Annotated in this window: 16 protein-coding genes; 8 read left to right on the forward strand and 8 right to left on the reverse strand. The window is 71.8% G+C overall.

All coding sequences use genetic code 11. The features are described 5' to 3' along the window. Nucleotides 1-104 precede the first annotated feature (104 nt). Nucleotides 105-1142, reverse strand: coding sequence for a diguanylate cyclase domain-containing protein (locus ABD332_RS51250; RefSeq protein ID WP_344512885.1), 1038 nt, complete (start codon nucleotides 1140-1142; stop codon nucleotides 105-107). A 165-nt stretch (nucleotides 1143-1307) separates the two neighbouring features. Between ABD332_RS51250 and ABD332_RS51255 the strand changes: the two genes are divergently transcribed. The 5 genes from ABD332_RS51255 to ABD332_RS51275 are packed head-to-tail and all read left to right on the forward strand — an operon-like array spanning nucleotide 1308 to nucleotide 6190. Continuing rightward, complete coding sequence (locus ABD332_RS51255; RefSeq protein ID WP_344512887.1) at nucleotides 1308-2264, forward strand: ABC transporter ATP-binding protein; 957 nt, start codon at nucleotides 1308-1310, stop codon at nucleotides 2262-2264. Continuing rightward, the gene (locus ABD332_RS51260) at nucleotides 2248-3117 is read left to right on the forward strand and encodes an ABC transporter permease (RefSeq protein ID WP_344512889.1); all 870 of its coding nucleotides are present in this window, start codon (nucleotides 2248-2250) and stop codon (nucleotides 3115-3117) included. The genes ABD332_RS51255 and ABD332_RS51260 overlap by 17 nt, the downstream gene beginning before the upstream one ends. Continuing rightward, entirely contained in the window at nucleotides 3117-4028 is a 912-nt protein-coding gene (locus ABD332_RS51265) for an ABC transporter ATP-binding protein (RefSeq protein WP_344512891.1), read from the forward strand. Before ABD332_RS51260 ends, ABD332_RS51265 begins: the two co-directional genes overlap by 1 nt. Further along, a complete protein-coding gene (locus ABD332_RS51270; RefSeq protein WP_344512893.1) occupies nucleotides 4028-4741 on the forward strand; it encodes an ABC transporter permease in 714 nt (237 codons plus the stop codon). The genes ABD332_RS51265 and ABD332_RS51270 overlap by 1 nt, the downstream gene beginning before the upstream one ends. A gap of 48 nt (nucleotides 4742-4789) precedes the next feature. Beyond that, nucleotides 4790-6190, forward strand: a complete 1401-nt coding sequence (locus ABD332_RS51275) for an MFS transporter (protein ID WP_344512895.1) — start codon at nucleotides 4790-4792, stop codon at nucleotides 6188-6190. Here ABD332_RS51275 and ABD332_RS51280 read toward each other — a convergent pair. Beyond that, nucleotides 6150-6905 (reverse strand): 3-ketoacyl-ACP reductase, encoded by a 756-nt coding sequence (locus ABD332_RS51280; RefSeq protein ID WP_344512897.1) that lies wholly within the window; start codon nucleotides 6903-6905, stop codon nucleotides 6150-6152. The genes ABD332_RS51275 and ABD332_RS51280 overlap by 41 nt on opposite strands. Further along, nucleotides 6902-8215: a hypothetical protein gene (locus ABD332_RS51285; protein ID WP_344512899.1), complete on the reverse strand. Its 1314-nt coding sequence runs from the start codon at nucleotides 8213-8215 to the stop codon at nucleotides 6902-6904. Before ABD332_RS51285 ends, ABD332_RS51280 begins: the two co-directional genes overlap by 4 nt. Nucleotides 8216-8276: 61 nt before the next feature. Between ABD332_RS51285 and ABD332_RS51290 the strand changes: the two genes are divergently transcribed. After that, a complete protein-coding gene (locus tag ABD332_RS51290; protein WP_344512901.1) occupies nucleotides 8277-8660 on the forward strand; it encodes a hypothetical protein in 384 nt (127 codons plus the stop codon). 141 nt (nucleotides 8661-8801) lie between these two features. Here the strand turns inward: ABD332_RS51290 and ABD332_RS51295 are convergent, their stop codons facing one another. The 5 genes from ABD332_RS51295 to ABD332_RS51315 form a co-directional block, all read right to left on the reverse strand. After that, entirely contained in the window at nucleotides 8802-10403 is a 1602-nt protein-coding gene (locus ABD332_RS51295; RefSeq protein WP_344512903.1) for a DUF2334 domain-containing protein, read from the reverse strand. A 21-nt stretch (nucleotides 10404-10424) separates the two neighbouring features. Beyond that, nucleotides 10425-11594, reverse strand: a complete 1170-nt coding sequence (gene wecB / locus ABD332_RS51300; protein ID WP_344512905.1) for a non-hydrolyzing UDP-N-acetylglucosamine 2-epimerase — start codon at nucleotides 11592-11594, stop codon at nucleotides 10425-10427. 14 nt (nucleotides 11595-11608) lie between these two features. Continuing rightward, on the reverse strand, nucleotides 11609-12919 hold the full coding sequence (locus ABD332_RS51305; RefSeq protein WP_344512907.1) for a glycosyltransferase: 1311 nt from the start codon (nucleotides 12917-12919) through the stop codon (nucleotides 11609-11611). 3 nt (nucleotides 12920-12922) lie between these two features. Then, complete coding sequence (locus tag ABD332_RS51310; RefSeq protein WP_344512909.1) at nucleotides 12923-13090, reverse strand: LPXTG cell wall anchor domain-containing protein; 168 nt, start codon at nucleotides 13088-13090, stop codon at nucleotides 12923-12925. 192 nt (nucleotides 13091-13282) lie between these two features. Then, nucleotides 13283-14101, reverse strand: coding sequence for a serine/threonine-protein kinase (locus ABD332_RS51315; protein ID WP_344512911.1), 819 nt, complete (start codon nucleotides 14099-14101; stop codon nucleotides 13283-13285). Between the two features lie 192 nt (nucleotides 14102-14293). Here ABD332_RS51315 and ABD332_RS51320 point away from each other — a divergent pair, with 192 nt between their 5' ends. Both ABD332_RS51320 and ABD332_RS51325 read left to right on the forward strand, forming a co-directional pair. Further along, a complete protein-coding gene (locus tag ABD332_RS51320; RefSeq protein ID WP_344512913.1) occupies nucleotides 14294-15295 on the forward strand; it encodes a LacI family DNA-binding transcriptional regulator in 1002 nt (333 codons plus the stop codon). A gap of 7 nt (nucleotides 15296-15302) precedes the next feature. Next, nucleotides 15303-16655 carry a serine/threonine-protein kinase gene (locus ABD332_RS51325; protein ID WP_344512963.1) on the forward strand — a complete coding sequence of 451 codons (1353 nt, stop codon included), beginning with the start codon at nucleotides 15303-15305 and terminating at the stop codon, nucleotides 16653-16655. The last annotated feature ends 92 nt before the right edge of the window (nucleotides 16656-16747 follow it).

Consider the following 16747-nt stretch of genomic DNA (forward strand, 5'->3'; position numbering starts at 1 on the left):
ACTGCGGAGCGCGAGATGTCGGAGATCGATTTTTCCAGCGTGTGTAGAGTGCCAGTAGAACTGCCGGGCACGCACCTCGCAGTGGCCTGATGCGTCCGACGTCGTCAGGCGGCGTGCATGGCGGGGACGGGGTGGAGGCGGCGGGTCGCCTTCTCGCGGTACATGCCGGCGTCGGCCGCGCGTAGCAGGGCGTCGAGGGTGGTGTCGGTGTCCGTCGCGGCGCCGATGCTTGCGGCGATGTGGACCGGCCGGCCGTCGATGGTGATCGGGTCGAGCAGCGCGGCGCGCAGCCTGGCCGCGACCTCGTCCGCCGCCGCGGCCGGGGTGTCCGGCAGCAGCACCACGAACTCGTCGCCGCCGAGGCGGGTGACCAGGTCGCCCTCGCGGGCGTGGGTGCGCAGGCGGGCGGCCACGATCCGCAGCAGCTCGTCGCCGGCCGCGTGGCCGAGGGTGTCGTTGACGGCCTTGAAGCCGTCGAGGTCCAGGACCAGCACCGACGCGGGGGTGCCGGGGGTGAGCGCGGTGCGGGTGTGCTCGTCGAGCAGGTTGCGGTTGCCCAGGCCGGTCAGCGGGTCGTGCAGTGCCAGGTGGCGCAGCTTCGCTCGGGCCTCGCCGAGCTGCCGGAGCTGGTTGCGGTGTCCCCGGGCCAGCAGGCCGGCGAGGACGGCGACGACCAGGTGCAGCGCGGGCGCCATCGTGACGAGGTCGGCGGGCATCGGCCGGCCGGCGATCTGGTCGGCCCAGACGTAGAGGGCGACCCCACCGGCGGCGGTCGCGAGCCAGGTCAGCAGGGCGCCGGCGAGCTGGCAGCGGAAGGCGCCGATGACGATGGAGATGACGAAGATCGGCCAGAGGCCGACGTCGGAGGCCCAGCGGCTGGTCGCCAGGACCGCGCCGACGCACGTGGCCGTATCCAGCGCGACCAGCAGCGGGTTGAGTGTGCGGTACCGGGGGTGAGCGACGCTGCGCAGCGCGTACACGGCGACGAGGTTGGTGAGGATCAGCGGGAGCACCCAGATGGTCGTCAGGGGCGGCAGCGACATCACCGCGATGGACACGACGATCCACAGCACCGAGACCGACCGGCTGATCAGGCCGGCCCACTCGATGCTGCGCCGGACGCGGTGCAGGGGCAGATCCACGTTCTGACGTCGACCGCCAGTAACCGGATCTGAGGAGGACCGGGGACCGAAACCTGAGAAGGATCTGAGCGAAGCTGAGGAGAATCTCAGGTTGAACCCCTAGGTGGCGGCTTTCAGGTGCGTTCCGGATAGTCCTCAGGGTTCACGGTCCGTAAGGTCGGCGTCGTGGCACTCATCGAGACGCGTGCGCTGACGAAGCGCTACGGGGGTGGCGTCACCGCCCTTTCGGAACTTTCCCTGGCGGTGGAGCCCGGGATCATCGGTCTGGTCGGCGCGAACGGCGCCGGCAAGTCGACCTTCATCAAGATCATGCTCGGCCTGCTCCAGCCGTCCGGGGGTGAGCTGCGGGTGCTCGGGCTCGACCCGGCGACGCAGTCGGTCGAGGTGCGGCAGCGCGTCGGGTACATGCCCGAGCACGACTGCCTGCCGAGCGAGACCTCGGCCGCCGAGTACGTGACCCACCTGGCGCGGATGAGCGGCCTGCCCGCCAACGCGGCCCGGGAGCGGGCCTCCGAGGCGCTGCGGCACGTCGGGCTCTACGAGGAGCGGTACCGCCAGATCGGCGGCTACTCCACCGGCATGAAGCAGCGGGTCAAGCTGGCGCAGGCGCTCGCGCACGACCCGGACCTGCTGCTGCTGGACGAGCCGACCAACGGCCTCGACCCGGCCGGCCGCGACGCGATGCTGGAGCTGGTGCACCGCATCGGCACCGAGTTCGGCATCTCGATCGTCGTGTGCTCGCACCTGCTCGGCGAGGTCGAGCGGATCTGCACGTCGCTGATCGCGATCGACGGTGGCAAGCTGCTGCGTTCCGCGACGGTGTCGGACATGACGACCAGCCGCGACGTGCTCACCGTCGAGGTGAGCGAGGGCGTCGAGCAGCTCGTCGCCCGGCTCAGCGAGCAGGGCCTGCCGGTGTCCCGGGACGGTGCTTCGCTCATGGTGCCGATGGACAGCGACGACGTGTACGACCGCATCCTCGTCGCGGTCGCCGAGCTGGACCTGCCGCTGCACCGCCTCGACCAGCGCCGCCACCGCGTCGCTGAGCTCTTCCAAACCCCGTCCGTGACCGGGCCGACCGGACCGGCAGCACAGGAGGTCGGCCATGGCGCAGCCAACTAGCGTCATCCACGACATCGGCTACCAGCGCTACACGGGCCCGAGGCTCGGTCGCTGGTACGCCAACCGTTCCCTCTACGAGCAGAGCCTGCGCACCGCGTTCGGCATCGGCCGGGGCGCCAAGGCAAAGATCTTCCCGTGGCTGGTGATCGGCATCGCGCTCAGCGTCGCCGTCATCGCGATCGCGGTCCGGTCTCTGACCGGCGAGCCGCTCATGAGCTACCGGTCGTACGCCGCCAACATCACGTTCCCGGTGATGCTGTTCCTGGCGATCGTCGCGCCGGAGCTGGTCTCCCGTGACCTGCGGGACCGGACGCTGCCGCTGTACTTCAGCCGGCCGCTCAGCCGCTCCGACTACGCGCTGACGAAGTACGCGGCCCTGGCGACGGTCGTGCTGGTGCTGCTCGCCGTGCCGCAGCTGCTCATCTACATCGGGGCGGTGTTCACCCGCACCGACGGGTTCTCCGGCGCCATGAAGGAGCTCGGCGACATGGGTCCGGGCCTCGCCGGCGCGGTCATCCGGGCGCTGGTCCTCGCGTCGATCGCGCTGCTGGTCGCGTCGCTCACCGGCCGGCGGGCGTTCGCGGCGGCGTTCATCGTGGGCGTGTTCATCATCACCGCGCCGATGGTCGGCATCCTCAACGTCATCGGTGGTCAGGGCAGCGCGCTGAGCTACCTCGCGTTCCTGGTCAACCCGATGACCCTCCTGCTCGGCCTCGAGCAGTGGATCTTCGGCAAGGTGCCCGAGGGCGTCCCGGTCGGCGACTACGGTCCCGCGTACGGCGTCGGCACCGCCGTCGTGCTCGCCGGCTGTGTCAGCCTGCTGCTGCTTCGTTACCGGAAGGTGGCCGCCTGATGGGCACCGTCGATCTTCAGCACGTTTCCCGCTGGTACGGCAACGTCGTCGCCGTCAACGACGTGACGATGACCCTCGGGGCGGGCGTCACGGGCCTGCTGGGCCCGAACGGCGCCGGCAAGACCACGCTGCTGCACATGATGTCGGGCTTCCTGGCCCCGTCGAAGGGCACGCTGACCGTCGACGGCGCGCCGTCGTGGCGCAACCCCGACGTGTACCGCACGCTCGGCCTCGTCAGCGAGCGGGAGGCGGTGCACGGCTTCCTCACCGGCAAGGAGTTCGTCGTCGCCAGCGCGAGGCTGTTCCGCCTGGCGAACCCGGAGGAGGCCGCCCGCCGCGCCCTGGCGATGGTGGAGATGGAGCCGGCCCAGGACCGGCGGATCGACACGTACAGCAAGGGCATGCGCCAGCGGATCCGGGTCGCGGCCGCGCTCGTGCACGACCCGGGCGTGCTGCTGCTGGACGAGCCGTTCAACGGCATGGACCCGCGCCAGCGCTTCCACATGATGGACCTGCTGCACAAGATGGGCGACGACGGCCGCACCGTGCTGTTCTCCTCGCACATCCTGGAGGAGGTCGAGCAGGTGTCCGGCACCGTGCAGGTCATGGTCGCCGGCCGGCTCGCCGCCTCCGGCGACTTCCGCACCATCCGCCGGCTGATGACCAACCGGCCGCACGTGTTTTCCATCCGCTCCAGCGACGACCGCCGCCTCGCGGTGGCGCTCATCGGCGAGGCGTCCGTCGCGGGTGTCGACATCGACGCAACGGGCCTGCAGGTCCGCGCGTCCGACTACGGCACCTTCACCCGGGCGCTGCCCCGCATCGCGCTCAAGGAGGGCGTGCGGGTGCGGCAGCTGCTGCCCGCCGACGAGTCCCTGGAAAGCGTCTTCTCCTACCTGGTGGGTGCCTGATGAATCCGACCATCGCCCGCATCACGCTGCGCGGCCTGCTCGGCCGCCGCCGGATCTGGCTGCTGGTGCCGCTGCCGGTCATCCTCGCCGGCTTCGCAGCGGCGGCCCGGGCCTTCGGGGAGCCGCCGGCCGAATGGGGTGAGCCGGTCATCGTCGGCCTCGGCTTCGCCGCCGTGCTGCCGGTGATCGCGCTCATCGTCGGCACCGGCGTGCTCGGCTCCGAGATCGACGACGGCACGATCACCCACATCCTGTCCAAGCCGATCCCGCGCTCGGAGATCGTGTTCACCAAGCTGGCCGTGGCGGTCGGGGTGACCGGCGGGTTCGCCGCCGTGCCGCTGTTCATCGTCGGGCTGCTCGCCGAGTCCACGCCGCTCGCGTTCGCCCTCGTCGTCGGCGCGTTCGTCGGGGCCCTCGCCTATTGCGCGCTGTTCCTGGCGATCAGCGTGATCACCCGCCGGCCGGTGCTGCTCGGCCTGGTCTACGTGGTGCTGTGGGAGGGCCTGCTGGGCAACCTGCTGTCCGGCACGGCGAAGCTGAGCATCCAGCAGTACGTGAAGACGATCGTCGACTGGCTCGCCCCGACCGACGTGCTCGCGGGGTCCGTGTCGGTGCCGGTGAGCTTCGTCATGGCAGGCGTGTTCACCGTCGGGATGACGGCGCTCGCGGTGCAGAAGCTGCGCACGTTCGCGGTCGCCGGCGAGACGGGCTGACGTCGCCCTGACGTCGCCGCAGCCGGCGCGACGGGTTACCGTCCGCGGGTGAGTTTCCACCGCGTCTACAGCGTCGCCGTCTTCATCGTGCTGGCGTCGCTGGACAACGTGGCGATCAGCCTGGTGCCGCCGCTCTACTCGCCGATCAGCCGCTCCCTCGGCGTCGGCGAGGGAGCGCTCGGCGTGGTGACCGCGGTCGGGTACCTCGTGACCGCGGTCGCCGCCGTCGGCTGGGCGTACACCGGCGACCGGACCGACCGGAAGCCGGTGCTCATGGCGGGCACCCTGATCTGGGCCGGCGGCACGGTCGCCACGGTCCTCGCCGGCGGCTACTGGACGTTCTTCGCCGCGCAGATGGTCGCGGCGGTCGGCCTCGGCGCGGTCGGCTCCGTCGGGTTCTCCGTCGTCAGCGACCTGATCTCGCCCCGCCGCCGCGGCCTCGTGATGAGCCTGTGGGGGCTGTCGCAGGGCGTCGGCACCCTCGCCGGGGTCCTCGTCGCGAGCCAGCTCGGCGGCGCGGACTGGCGGCGGCCGTTCTACGTCCTCGCGGTGCTCGGGGTGCTCGCGTCCGCCGCGTACTTCACGACCGCCGACATCCGGCGCGGGCAGAGCGAACCGGACCTCGCCGCGGTGTTCGCCGCCGGTGAGGAGTACGAGCACCGGATCTCCCGCGCCGACCTGCCCGGCATCGTCGCCCGCCGTACCAACGTGTGGCTGATCCTGCAGGGGCTGACCGCGCAGGCCGCGTTCGGGTCCCTCGTCTGGCTGCCGCGGCTGTTCCAGGCGAAGGCGGAGGCGCAGGGCTACGACGAGCAGCAGGCCATCGCGATCGGTGGCGTCCTGGCGATCCTCTTCCAGCTCGGCGGCGTGCTGTCCGTCGTGGGTGGGATGATCGGCGACCGCTGGCAGCGGCGCGACCAGGGCGGCCGGGCGAAGGTCGCCGCGATCGGGATCCTCGCCGGGGTGCCGCTGTACGTGCTGCTGTTCTTCGCCCCGCTGACGCTGCCCGCGCCGGACGGGCGGCCGGCGACGACGCTGGTGCTCGAGGCGCTGTTCACGACGCCGAGCCTGCTGGCGGCGTTCCTGTGCGCGCTGCTGGCGCTCGCGCTGACGTCGGCGAACTCGCCGAACTGGTTCGCGCTGATCGCCGACGTGAACCCGCCGGAGCACCGCGGCACCGTGTACTCGCTGGGCAACCTCGTCAACGGGGTCGGGCGGGCCGCCGGGAACGGGCTCGTCGGGGCGGTGTTCGCCGCGCTCGCGCGCAGCTTCCCGCCGCCGACGAACCTCGCCGTCGGGCTCGCCGCGTTCCAGGTCTTCTTCGTGCCCACCGGCGTCATGTACTGGCTGGCGTCGCGCACCGCCCCGGCGGACATCGAGGCGGTGCACGAGCTGCTGCGGGCGCGCGCTACAGCGTCCGCAGATGAAAGCCCCCGTCCACGTCGATGACCTGGCCGGTGGAGAACGGCAGCAGGTCCGTGGCGACGGCGACGACGGCGCGGCCGACGTCCTCGGGGGTGCCCCAGCGCCGGATCGGCGTGATGCCGTCGGCGAGGATGAGCTTGTCGTACTTCTCCTTCACCGCGCCGGTCATGTCGGTGGCGATGATGCCGGGCCGCACCTCGAACACGGTGATGCCGTGCTCGGCGAGCCGGGCCGCGAACAGCTTCGTCATCATGCCCAGCCCGGCCTTCGTCACGCAGTAATCGCCGCGGTTGACGCTCGCGGTGTAGGCGCTCATCGACGAGATCGTGACGATCTTGCCGCGGACGCCGGCGTCGATCATCCGGAGGGCGACCTGCTGGGTGAGGAAGTAGGGGCCCTTGAGGTTGATGCCGACGAGCCGGTCGAACGACTCCTCGGTCGCCTCCAGCAGGTCGGCGCGGACGTTCGGGGCCACGCCCGCGTTGTTCACCAGGAGGTCGAGGCCGCCGAAAGCGTCGTGCGCCTCCTGCACGAGCCTTGCACGGTCCTCGGCGTCGCCGACGTCCGCACGGACGAGGGCGGCCCGGGCGCCGAGCTTCTCGATGTCGGCGGCGGTGTCCTCGGCGGCGGCGAGGTTCGACGCGTAGTTCACCACCACGTCGAAGCCGGCGCCGGCGAGGGCGAGGGCGATGCCCCGGCCGATCCCGCGGGACGCCCCGGTGACGAGCGCCGCGCTCACCGCCGCACCCCGTCGCCGAAGAACGTGTAGTACGGCCCGTCGACCAGCCGGCCGATGTACAGCGCCAGCTCCCGCAGGTGGTAGTCGCCCCACATGCTCGACTCGCCGTTGGGCACCGACTGGCCCGGCGCGACGTGGTCCCAGCCGTTCGGGCGGTGGTACACCGAGTGCAGCAGCAGCCCCTCGTGCCGCGGGTCCGTCGACAGGTAGGGCTCCTGCAGCAACGTCCTCGCGACCGTGAGCCCCGCCTGGGTGTACCGGTCGTCGCCGATCGCGCGACCGAGGCGGAGCAGGCCCTGCGCGGCGATCGCGGCGGCGCTGGAGTCGACCGGCTCGTGGGCGTTGTACGGGTCGGCGGGCGCGTCGACGTCGAGGTGCACGAGGCCCGGCGCGCCCGTGTCCCAGTACGGGATCCCGTCGGCGGGGGAGTGCTCGATGTAGAAGTCGCACGTGGCTTGCGCGGCGGTGCGGAACAGGTCGGACTCGTGGAACTCCAGCAGCTCGGCGAAGCCGAGCATCGCCCAGGCCAGGCCGCGGGTCCAGGTGGAGAACGGCGAGTAGCCCTGCTGGGTGCTCGGCGCCCGGAACCGGCCGTCGTTGACGTTGAACAGCGCCTCGTGCACCGTCCGGCCCCGGACGTCGTACACGTCGCGGCCCTCGCCGAAGTAGACGTTGTAGCGGGCGGTGCTCGCCGCGTGCTGCGTCAGCCGCTCGAGCAGGTCGATCCGCTCGTCGTGCTCGCCCATCAGCACGTGCCCGAGGGAGTGGGCGACGGCGAGCGACCGGCACGAGCGGATGGTGTCGACGAACAGCGACTGCGGCCCGTTGAACGAGTAGATGTAGCCGCCGCCGTCCGCGGTCCGGCTCCAGCGGGCGGCCTGCACGGCGCCGCTGACCTTCAGCGCCAGCTCGGCGAAGGCGAGGTCCCCGGCGTCGGCGCGGCCCTCCAGGATGAGGCGGCGCAGCGTCCCGTACGTGCTGACGTTGTTGAACCCGTGGTCGTGCACGCCGATGTGGCTGACGTGCGCCGCCATCACGCCGAACGTGTGCCGGCGGCCCTGCTCCAGGAAGTGCGGGTCGCCGGTCGCGTCGAACTGCAGCAGCGCCGAGCCCACCTGGAACCCCTGCGTCCACTCGGTCCAGCCGCGCGCCGTGTACCGCCCCTCGACGGTGAACACGGGCGCTCCCTGGCTGCCGCCCGGGGGGCAGGACGCGTCGATCGCGTCGATCTTCCCGGCGGACAGCTCCCACATCCGCCCGGTCGCGGCCAGCAGATCCTTGGGCTCGAGCCCGTCATCGATGCGCAACATGCCCCCGAGGATAAGGGGAAAGCGCTTTCCTGAGAACCCCGGGGTGCCGGGGGTTTGCCGCATGGCAGGATGGCGCGTGATGGACGCGACGGCTGTTGAGGAAGTCACCGATCGCTGGGTCGCCGCCTGGACCACCGGCCGCACCAGCACCCTGTTCACGCTGCTGGCCGCCGGCGCCCGGGTCGAGTCCAACCTCGACCCCGACGGCGACTTCATCGAGAAGCTCACCGGCTTCGCCGCCGCGCTGACCTCGGTGTCGGTCTTCACCCGCACCGTCATCGACCAGCGCGTCGCGCTCGTGTACGACTGCGTGGTCGACGCCGAGCAGTTCCGCCTCGCCGAGTTCCTGGTGGTGACGCCGACCGGCCTGATCGCCGAGGTCCGCCGGGTCTACGACCTCTACGCCGTCGAACGCCTGATGCCCGAGCTCCTCCTGGAGACGTAGGGCGGCCGCACCGCGCCTGCAACGCGGTTGCTCCGGGCCGCCACCCCCACCCGGGGCGCCTGCGCCGTACCGTTGTGCAGGCGAGGGGAGAAGCCAGAAGCCGGGCCCCCGAAGGGACCCGGCCGTTGACAACTCAATACTTCAGGACATCGCGGCGGCGGAGACGAACGTGTAGCCGAGGCCCTGGATGCCCTCCACGGTCTGCTTCAGGTAGGCCGTGCCGAGGTACGGGTGGTAGAAGAAGCTCGCCACGCCGTCGCGGACCGCCAGGTTGGTCTTCGCGTTCGCGATCAGGTCGGCGGGCAGGACCGCCGGGTGCTGGTTGAACGGCTCGGGCTCGATGTTGCCGATGTTCTCGGGGATGACGGTCGAGCCGTAGACGTCGCGGACGGTGTAGGGGAAGAACTGCCCGACCATGCGCGCCGTGCTGTTGTCGACGGTGCCGCCGGACAGGACGCCGGGGAAGTACAGGCCGCGCTCGTAGCGGACGCCGACCAGGGTGTTGATCGTCTTGTAGTCCAGTGCGCTCGCCGCGTAGTGCGGGAACTCGAAGATGGTCGGCTGCTTCAGGCCGGCGAGGGCCCAGTCGGAGCGGGAGGCCAGGACCCGGGCGGTGACGTTGAGCGCCGAGTCGTTCTTCACCGGGCCGTCGTAGATGACCGCGTCGTTGGCGTCGACGTGCGCCCTGAAGAACTCGAAGTCGTTGGCGCTGACGCCGTCGTACGGGTTGTTGAGCGCGTCGAGCTGGTGCGTGTAGCCGTGCTGGAGCAGGGTGCCGCCCTTGCTCTGCATGTACTTCAGGGCGCTGACCACCAGTGGCCGCTGGCGCAGCGTGTAGTCCTCGGCCTTGCCATTGTTGTTCACACCTTTCGGGTCGCGGTACCGGCTGTAGACGGCGACGGTGAAGGGGACGTTCTTCGAGGACAGGTAGTCGGCGATGGCGCGCAGCTCCGCCGGGTCGGCGTCGGGGCCGACGTCCTCAATGCGGACCAGGGCGCGGTGACGGGCGGCGGTCTGCGGCGCGAGCACCGAGTAGAGCAGGTCCGAGAACGCCAGGTAACGGTCGTTGGAGGTGATGTACGACAGCGGGATCTCACCCAGGTAGGTGAGGTTGCCGGACTTGACGCCCCACGGGAACGTGGTGCCGTCGGCGCGCACCGCGGTGCCGACGGAGACGGCCTTCGCGGGGTCGGAGACGACGTAGTCCATGATGCCGCCGGCGTTGCGCACGTCCCGGGTCATCGTGGTGCCGTTGTAGACGACCTGCGACACGGGTGAGGTGTCGTAGCCCTTCCAGGTGTACCCGTACTTGGCGACGAAGTCCGCGGAGCGGGCGGTCAGCTGCCAGATGTTGTTGTACATCCAGACGACCGGCTTGGTGCCCGCGAGGGTGTCGTCGAGGAACGCGGTGGGCAGCGGCTCGTCGTAGGTGGAGCCGACGTAGACGACCGCCGAGTACGCCGCCATCTCGCCGGCCTTGTAGCTGCCGACCGGGTGCGCGGTCCAGGACCCGAAGTGCGAGACGAGGTTCGTCGCCATCGTCCCGTAGTCCTCGCCGAGCCACGAGTACGGGCCGGTGTTGTCGTAGAGGACGAGCGTCTTCGTCGCGGCGTTGGAGCCGGGGGCGCCGGCGCCGGAGCGGGTCGCGGTGGGGGCGGCGGCGAACGCCGGGGTCGAGGGCACGGCCAGGGCGAGCGACGCGGCGACGGCAACCGCCGCGACAGAGCTGAGCAGCTTACGCATGTCGGACAAATTCCTTCGAATTCAGGCGGCGACGGTGGACGGCATGGGAGCGGGGTGCGCGGCGAGGCCCAGGAGCGCGGCGACGGCCTGCTCGGTGCGGTGCGAGGCGAGCCCGTCACCGTAGGGGTTGCCGTTGGCGGTCATGGAGTCACGCAGGGCCGGGTCGTCGAGCAGCCGGGCCGCCTCGGCGACGATCAGGTCCTCGTCCGTGCCGACGAGCTTGGCGCAACCGGCGTGCAGCGACTCGACGCGCTCGGTGACCTCACGCAGGACCAGCGCCGGCACCTTGAACGACGGCGCCTCCTCCTGGATGCCGCCCGAGTCGGTGAGCGTCAGGTAGGCGTTGGACAGCAGCCGGGCGAGCGCCGGGTAGGGCAGCGGGTCGGTGATGGTGACCCGCGGCACCCCGGCGAGGCCGGCCTCGACCTGGGCGCGCACGGCGGGGTTGGCGTGCGCCGGCAGGACGACCCGGATGTCGGGGTAGGCCTCGACCAGGCGCCGCACCGCCGAGAGGATCCGGTCCAGCGGCTCGCCCCACGACTCGCGGCGGTGCGCGGTGACGAGGACCAGCCGGGCCTCGCCGTGCGCGGCGGCGTCGACCGCCGCGGCGATCCGGGAGTCCTCGAACGGCATCTCACGAGCGGCGATCTCCAGGGCCGCGTCCACGACCGTGTTGCCGGTGATGAGGACGCTGGCCGGGGCGACGCTTTCGTCGAGCAGGTTCGTCGCGGCGAGGGCCGTCGGCGCCAGGTGCAGCGCGGCGAGCTGGCCGACGAGCTTGCGGTTGGCCTCCTCCGGGAACGGCGAGTCCAGGTCGCCGGAGCGCAGCCCCGCCTCCAGGTGCACGACCGGGATGCGCCGCCAGAACGCGGCCATGGCGCCGGCGAGCGTCGTGGTGGTGTCGCCCTGCACGATGACCGCGGCCGGCTTGCGCTCCTCCAGGAGCGCGTCGAGGGAGGAGATCATCGCGGTGAGGAGCTCGGGCTGGCTGCCGGTGACCCGCTGCAGCGGCAGCGTCACGTCGGCCTGGACGTCGAACGCGTCGAGCGCCTGGGTCACCATCGTCGGGTGCTGACCGCTGGCGACCAGCACCGGGGCGAGCCGGCCGCCGGCGCGCATCGCGGCGGCGACGGGCGCCAGCTTGATGGCCTCGGGACGGGTACCGGCGATGAGGAAGACTTCGGGAGACATGTGCGTGACGTCCTTTACGAGAGAACCGGCTCTTCGACCAGGCGTTCGGTCTTCGCCCAGGCCTGTCGCCGGCTGATCTGCCGGCCGATCGCCCGCCAGGTCGAGACCAGGCCGAGCAGGAGGAAGAAGGGGTAGGCGACGGCGGCGACCAGCAGCCGCCAGAGCTTCTCGTCGCCGAGCTGGAGGCGGTGGACCGTGGCCCAGACGAGGCCCGGGACGGTCATGCCGAGCGCCCAGAACAGTGCGACCTGCCCCATCTGCGCCCACGAGTGGATGACGACGGTGTCGCCGTGGCCGGGGATGAGCCGCCACATCGCGAAGCCCCAGAGGCCGAACACGCCGGCCGTGCCGAAGGCGTTCATCCACGGTGCGAGCAGGTAGTAGAGCATCTCCAGCAGGGCGTGGTTACGGATCTGCCGGGAGGCGACCAGCTTCGGCACGTAGCCGACGCACTGCAGGTTGCCCTGCGCCCACCGGGTGCGTTGCCGCAGCAGCCGCTTCACGTCGACGAGGCCCTGCTGGTTGACGTTGGCCATGGAGGTGTACCGGATGCGCTCGCCGTTGAGGTGCATGCGCAGCCCGAGCTCCAGGTCCTCGACGAGGCAGTGCGACCAGGGCGCGTCGCCGAGCCGCATCAGCGACGACAGCCGGGCGAACTGCCCGTTGCCGCCCAGCCCGACCGTCCCCGCGGCGTTGCGGAGCAGCTGGCTGGCGTTGGCGATGGCGGCGAACTCGAGGTCCTGCACGGCGCCGAGGACGCGGTTGCGGTTGTGGATGCGCACCCGGGTCTGCACCGCGCCGACCCGCGGGTCGCGCATCTGGCGGGACACCTCGGTCAGGATGTTGGCGCTGCCCCGGCCGTCACCGTCGATGACGCCGACCGCGACCAGCGCCGGGTCCTCGCCGTGCAGCAGGGACAGGTCCCGGATCGCCCGGAACGCGGCGTTGAGCGCCTCGCCCTTGCCCTTGCGGGCGTTGGGGAAGTCCCGGCGCAGCACCGTCAGATCCGGGTGGTCGATGGCGGCGAGGACGTCGGGGGTGCCGTCGTCCGAACCGTCATCGACCACCATCACCCTGGTGCGCGTGCCTGCCGGGCCCTGCAGCGCCAGCGCGGCGCCGACGGTCCGGCCGACAACCCGTTCCTCGTTGAGGGCGGGCACGACGATCCAGAAGGTCAGCGGCTCGTGCTCGTTCGGCGCGATGGCATCGCGCCGGCGACGACGACCGGCGGTGGCCGAGTCGCGGGTGGTGAGGGCCACCAGCGCCAGGTTGTACGCCGGCCAGAGCGTCAGGAGCGCGAAGCCGACCAGAAGGATCGCCGTCATGCGTCAGGCGGCGCTGCGGTTGAAGCGGGACGCCCGCACCATCAGGACACCGGTGACGACGAGCGCGACACCTGCGGCGACGATGGCGAAGACGGGGCTTCCGGTGACGGGCAGCGAAGCGGCGGTGGATCCGCCGGCCCCGATGACGCCGATGACCTTCGTACCTGACATGACAGCTTCCCCTCGGCTATCTCTCCGGCGGTGCCCGGCGGCTCCTTGCTGGCAACCGTCGTGCACCTTGTCCTCCAGAAGCTTGGAGGCGCCGAGGGGCAATCACAATGGGTGAGCATGGTCGGATGCGCTCGCGCGGACCAAGTCCGCCCAACGACCTGACAGAGCGTTTACGCAGGAAAAACTCGACCGCTACGCAGAGTGGTCGGACCGTGTGCGGTAGCTCTCAGTGAAGGAGGCGGGGTGTTGCCAGTCGGTTGCGAACTCCGCCCAGAGGGACAGAGCGACGCTGGCGCTCTCGGGCCGGTCGGCCGGCCGCTTGGCCATGCACTGGCGGCACAGCTCCGCTACGGAGCGTGGCAGGCCGGGTGCGAGCAGGACCGGGGTGGCGACCGGCTGCAGCAACCTGGCGCCCGGTGCGTGCGGCGAGCGGCCGGTCAGCATCTGGTACAGCAGGACGCCCAGCGCGTAGACGTCCCATGCCGGCGCGTGCTCGACGCGTGAGGCCGCGGGGTGCGCGAACGGCACCGCCAGCCCGAAGTCGATGATTTTGACTCCGGCGGTGGTCAGCATGACGTTGTCGGCGGTCAGGTCGCGGTGCGCGATGCCACGGCGGTGCGCGACGGCGAGGAGCTCGGCGACCGACGCGGCGATCTCGACCGCGTGCTGCCACGGCAGTGGCCCCTCGGCGAGGCGTTTCGTCAGCGGGACGCCGTTGAGCAGCTCCATCGCGACACAGGGCACCGTCGCCCGGCCGGTGTCGAGCTCGCCGTACCCGAAGATCTTCGGCACCGTGGGGTGCCGCATCCGCTGCATGAGCAGCGGCTCCCGGCGGGCCGAGTGCACGGCCCGGCCGTTGTTGGCGAACGCCGGCGCGAGGACCTTCACGGCGGCGGGGCGCAGCTGCTCCAGGTCGACGGCCTCGTAGACGAGCGACATGCCGCCGCGGGCGATCGGGCGGACCAGCAGGAAGCGCTCCAGCACCCTGCGGCCAAGCTCGATCTCCGACACAATCGCCGACTATTCCCTAAAAGCTGCCGATCACGGAAGCCCCAGCGATGATTACCACAGCCCGTGTCGATGTGATAAGTCCGGATATGTCGGGCGTACCAAAGGAACCGCACAGCCGATCGAAACCCATAGTTGACATCCGGGTAACCGTGGCTGACGCTGGCCGCAGGAATCGCTCCCACAGGAGACGGGATGACTGACGAGCCATCGCCACCAACCGTCACCGAGGTCGCCGCCGCCGCGGGGGTCTCCGCGGCAACCGTGTCCCGAGTCCTCACCGGCCGGGTCAGGGTCAGCACCTCGGCCCGGGTGTCGGTGCACGACGCCATCGCCCAGCTCGGCTACGTCCGCCACCGCGGGCCGCGCCGGCCCGACCGGCTGCCGCAGCGGCTCCCCGTCGCCGCGCTCTTCTTCGAGCCCACGGCCCGGCTGTTCCACGACACCTTCTCCGCCAAGCTGCTCGCCGGCGCCGAGGAGGAGCTGACCCGCCACGGCATCCCGCTGCTGACGATGTCCGCGACCCGGGGCACGATCGCGTCGGCGACCCAGTTCCTGACGACCGGCGGCGTCGGCGGCGTCCTGCTGCTCGGCGGGCACAGCAGCCACCCCCTCGCGGTCTCCCTCGCCGCGTCCCGGGTGCCGCTGCGGGCCACCGGCCGCCCCGCCGACGGCCTCGACATCCCGTTCGTCGACGTCGACAACCGCGACGGCGCCCGGCAGGCCGTCGAGCACCTCATCCTGCGCCACCGCCGGGCCATCGCCGCGATCGCCGGGCCGCCCGACTCGCCCGCCGCCGTGGACCGCCTCGACGGCTATCGCCGCGCGATGGAGGCGGCCGGTAGGGTGCCCCACGTGGCGTACGGCGACTTCACCACCGCATCCGGCGGCCACGCCGCCGCCTGGCTGCTGGACCGCATGCCGCGCCTCGACGCGCTCTTCGTCGCCTCCGACGCGATGGCCGCCGGCGCGCTGCAGGCCCTGCGCAAGGCCGGCCGCCGGGTCCCCGAGGACGTCGCCGTCGTCGGCTTCGACGACGCGCCCCTCGCCTCCTACACCACGCCGCCGCTCACGACCGTGCGCCAGCCGGTCTCCGAGCTCGGCGCGGTCGCCGTCGCGCTGCTCCTGAGCGGTTCCGAGGGCGAGCAGGACTGCCCGGTGCTGCCGACCGAGCTCGTCGTCCGGGCATCAAGCTAGGGACGTGATGCACGACGGTCAGCTCCGGGAGGGCGATGTCCTGGCCCGCCGGTACATCCTGAAACAACCGGTCGGCGCAGGCGGCATGTCCGTCGTCTGGCGCGCGTGGGACAGCACCCTGGAGCGCACCGTCGCGGTCAAGGTCCTCGACGGTCCCATCGGCACCGACGTCGGCCAGCGCGACCGGATCCGACGCGAGGCCCGCGCCGCCGCGCGGATCGAGCACCCCAACGCGATCGGCGTCTACGACTACGGCGAGACCGTCACCACGCACGGCCGGATCGCCGCGTACGTCGTCATGCAGCTCCTCGACGGCACCTCCCTCGCCGGCCGGCTCGCCGAGGGCCCGCTGCCGTGGACGGACGCGATCGCGGTCGCCGCCACCGTCGCCGACGTGCTGCACGCCGCCCACCGCCGCGGCGTCGTGCACCGCGACGTCACCCCCGAGAACGTCATGCTCACCACCGACGGCGTCAAGCTGCTCGACTTCGGCATCGCCGCCGACGTCGGCCAGCGCGACACGCTGACCTTCGGCACCCCGCCGTACGTCGCGCCGGAGCGGCTGGTCGGCGCGCCCGCCAGCGGCTCCACCGACGTCTACGCCCTCGGCGTCCTGCTGTTCGAGATGCTCACCGGGCACCCGCCCCTGCGGGCCGCCACGTGGGAGGAGCTCGAGCGCGCCGTCGCCGCCGACCACCGCCCCGCCCTCAACGTGCACGGGCTGCCACCCGCGGTCGCCGCCGTCTGCCTGCGCTGCCTCAACACCGACCCCACCGAGCGCCCCACCGCCGCCGAGGTCGCCGCGACCCTGGAGTCGTCGTCGCAGCGGCACGGACGCCGTTGGGTGCCGGTCCTCGCCGTGTCGTTGGCGGCGTTGGTACTGGTGGGCCTCACCTATGTGTGGCGCAACCGCGACGACGGGCAGACCGCGTCGCCGACCCCGACGGTCAGCATCTTCGTCTCCATCCTGCCGCCCGTCACGGTCCAGCCCCCACCGGCGGCGACCCGCACCGCCACGCAGGCGGCCCCGCAAGGCCGCCCGTCGTCCGGGGCGCCCGCGGCGTCGCCGTCGCCGAACCCGACCCCGGCGCCGTCCCGGCTCACCCCGCAGCAGGCCGGTCAGGCGGTCCTCGACGTCGTCGACCGCCGTTCCGCCGCCGGGGAGCTCCGCTCCGACGTGGTGGACGACATCCGGAATCAGGTCAACAACATCATGATCAACCCGGTCGGCGCCGCGCCCCGCATCGACCGGCTGCGCAACCAGCTGGTGGACCGCCGGCGCGAGGGCTCCATCACCACCGCCGCCGCATACCAGGAGCTCGACGCCGCCGTGGGCGTGCTCGCCGCGTCGCTCACCTGACCGGCCAGGTGGCGTGTCACCCGGCCCCGCCGGGCGGGGCGGCGCGCCGCGTCGGCGGCCTGACCGCACCGGGCGGCCGTGCCCGCCGCGGC

The organism is Dactylosporangium maewongense (assembly GCF_039531485.1).
GTDB classification, from domain to species: Bacteria; Actinomycetota; Actinomycetes; order Mycobacteriales; family Micromonosporaceae; genus Dactylosporangium; species Dactylosporangium maewongense.

Coding starts and splice junctions, on each gene's coding strand:
- ABD332_RS51260 (WP_344512889.1), top strand. CDS start 2,248: ATGGCGCAGCCAACTAGCGTCATCCACGACATCGGCTACCAGCGCTAC.
- ABD332_RS51265 (WP_344512891.1), top strand. CDS start 3,117: ATGGGCACCGTCGATCTTCAGCACGTTTCCCGCTGGTACGGCAACGTC.
- ABD332_RS51270 (WP_344512893.1), top strand. CDS start 4,028: ATGAATCCGACCATCGCCCGCATCACGCTGCGCGGCCTGCTCGGCCGC.
- ABD332_RS51285 (WP_344512899.1), bottom strand. CDS start 8,215: ATGTTGCGCATCGATGACGGGCTCGAGCCCAAGGATCTGCTGGCCGCG.
- ABD332_RS51290 (WP_344512901.1), top strand. CDS start 8,277: ATGGCAGGATGGCGCGTGATGGACGCGACGGCTGTTGAGGAAGTCACC.
- ABD332_RS51295 (WP_344512903.1), bottom strand. CDS start 10,403: ATGCGTAAGCTGCTCAGCTCTGTCGCGGCGGTTGCCGTCGCCGCGTCG.
- wecB (WP_344512905.1), bottom strand. CDS start 11,594: ATGTCTCCCGAAGTCTTCCTCATCGCCGGTACCCGTCCCGAGGCCATC.
- ABD332_RS51305 (WP_344512907.1), bottom strand. CDS start 12,919: ATGACGGCGATCCTTCTGGTCGGCTTCGCGCTCCTGACGCTCTGGCCG.
- ABD332_RS51310 (WP_344512909.1), bottom strand. CDS start 13,090: ATGTCAGGTACGAAGGTCATCGGCGTCATCGGGGCCGGCGGATCCACC.
- ABD332_RS51320 (WP_344512913.1), top strand. CDS start 14,294: ATGACTGACGAGCCATCGCCACCAACCGTCACCGAGGTCGCCGCCGCC.
- ABD332_RS51325 (WP_344512963.1), top strand. CDS start 15,303: ATGCACGACGGTCAGCTCCGGGAGGGCGATGTCCTGGCCCGCCGGTAC.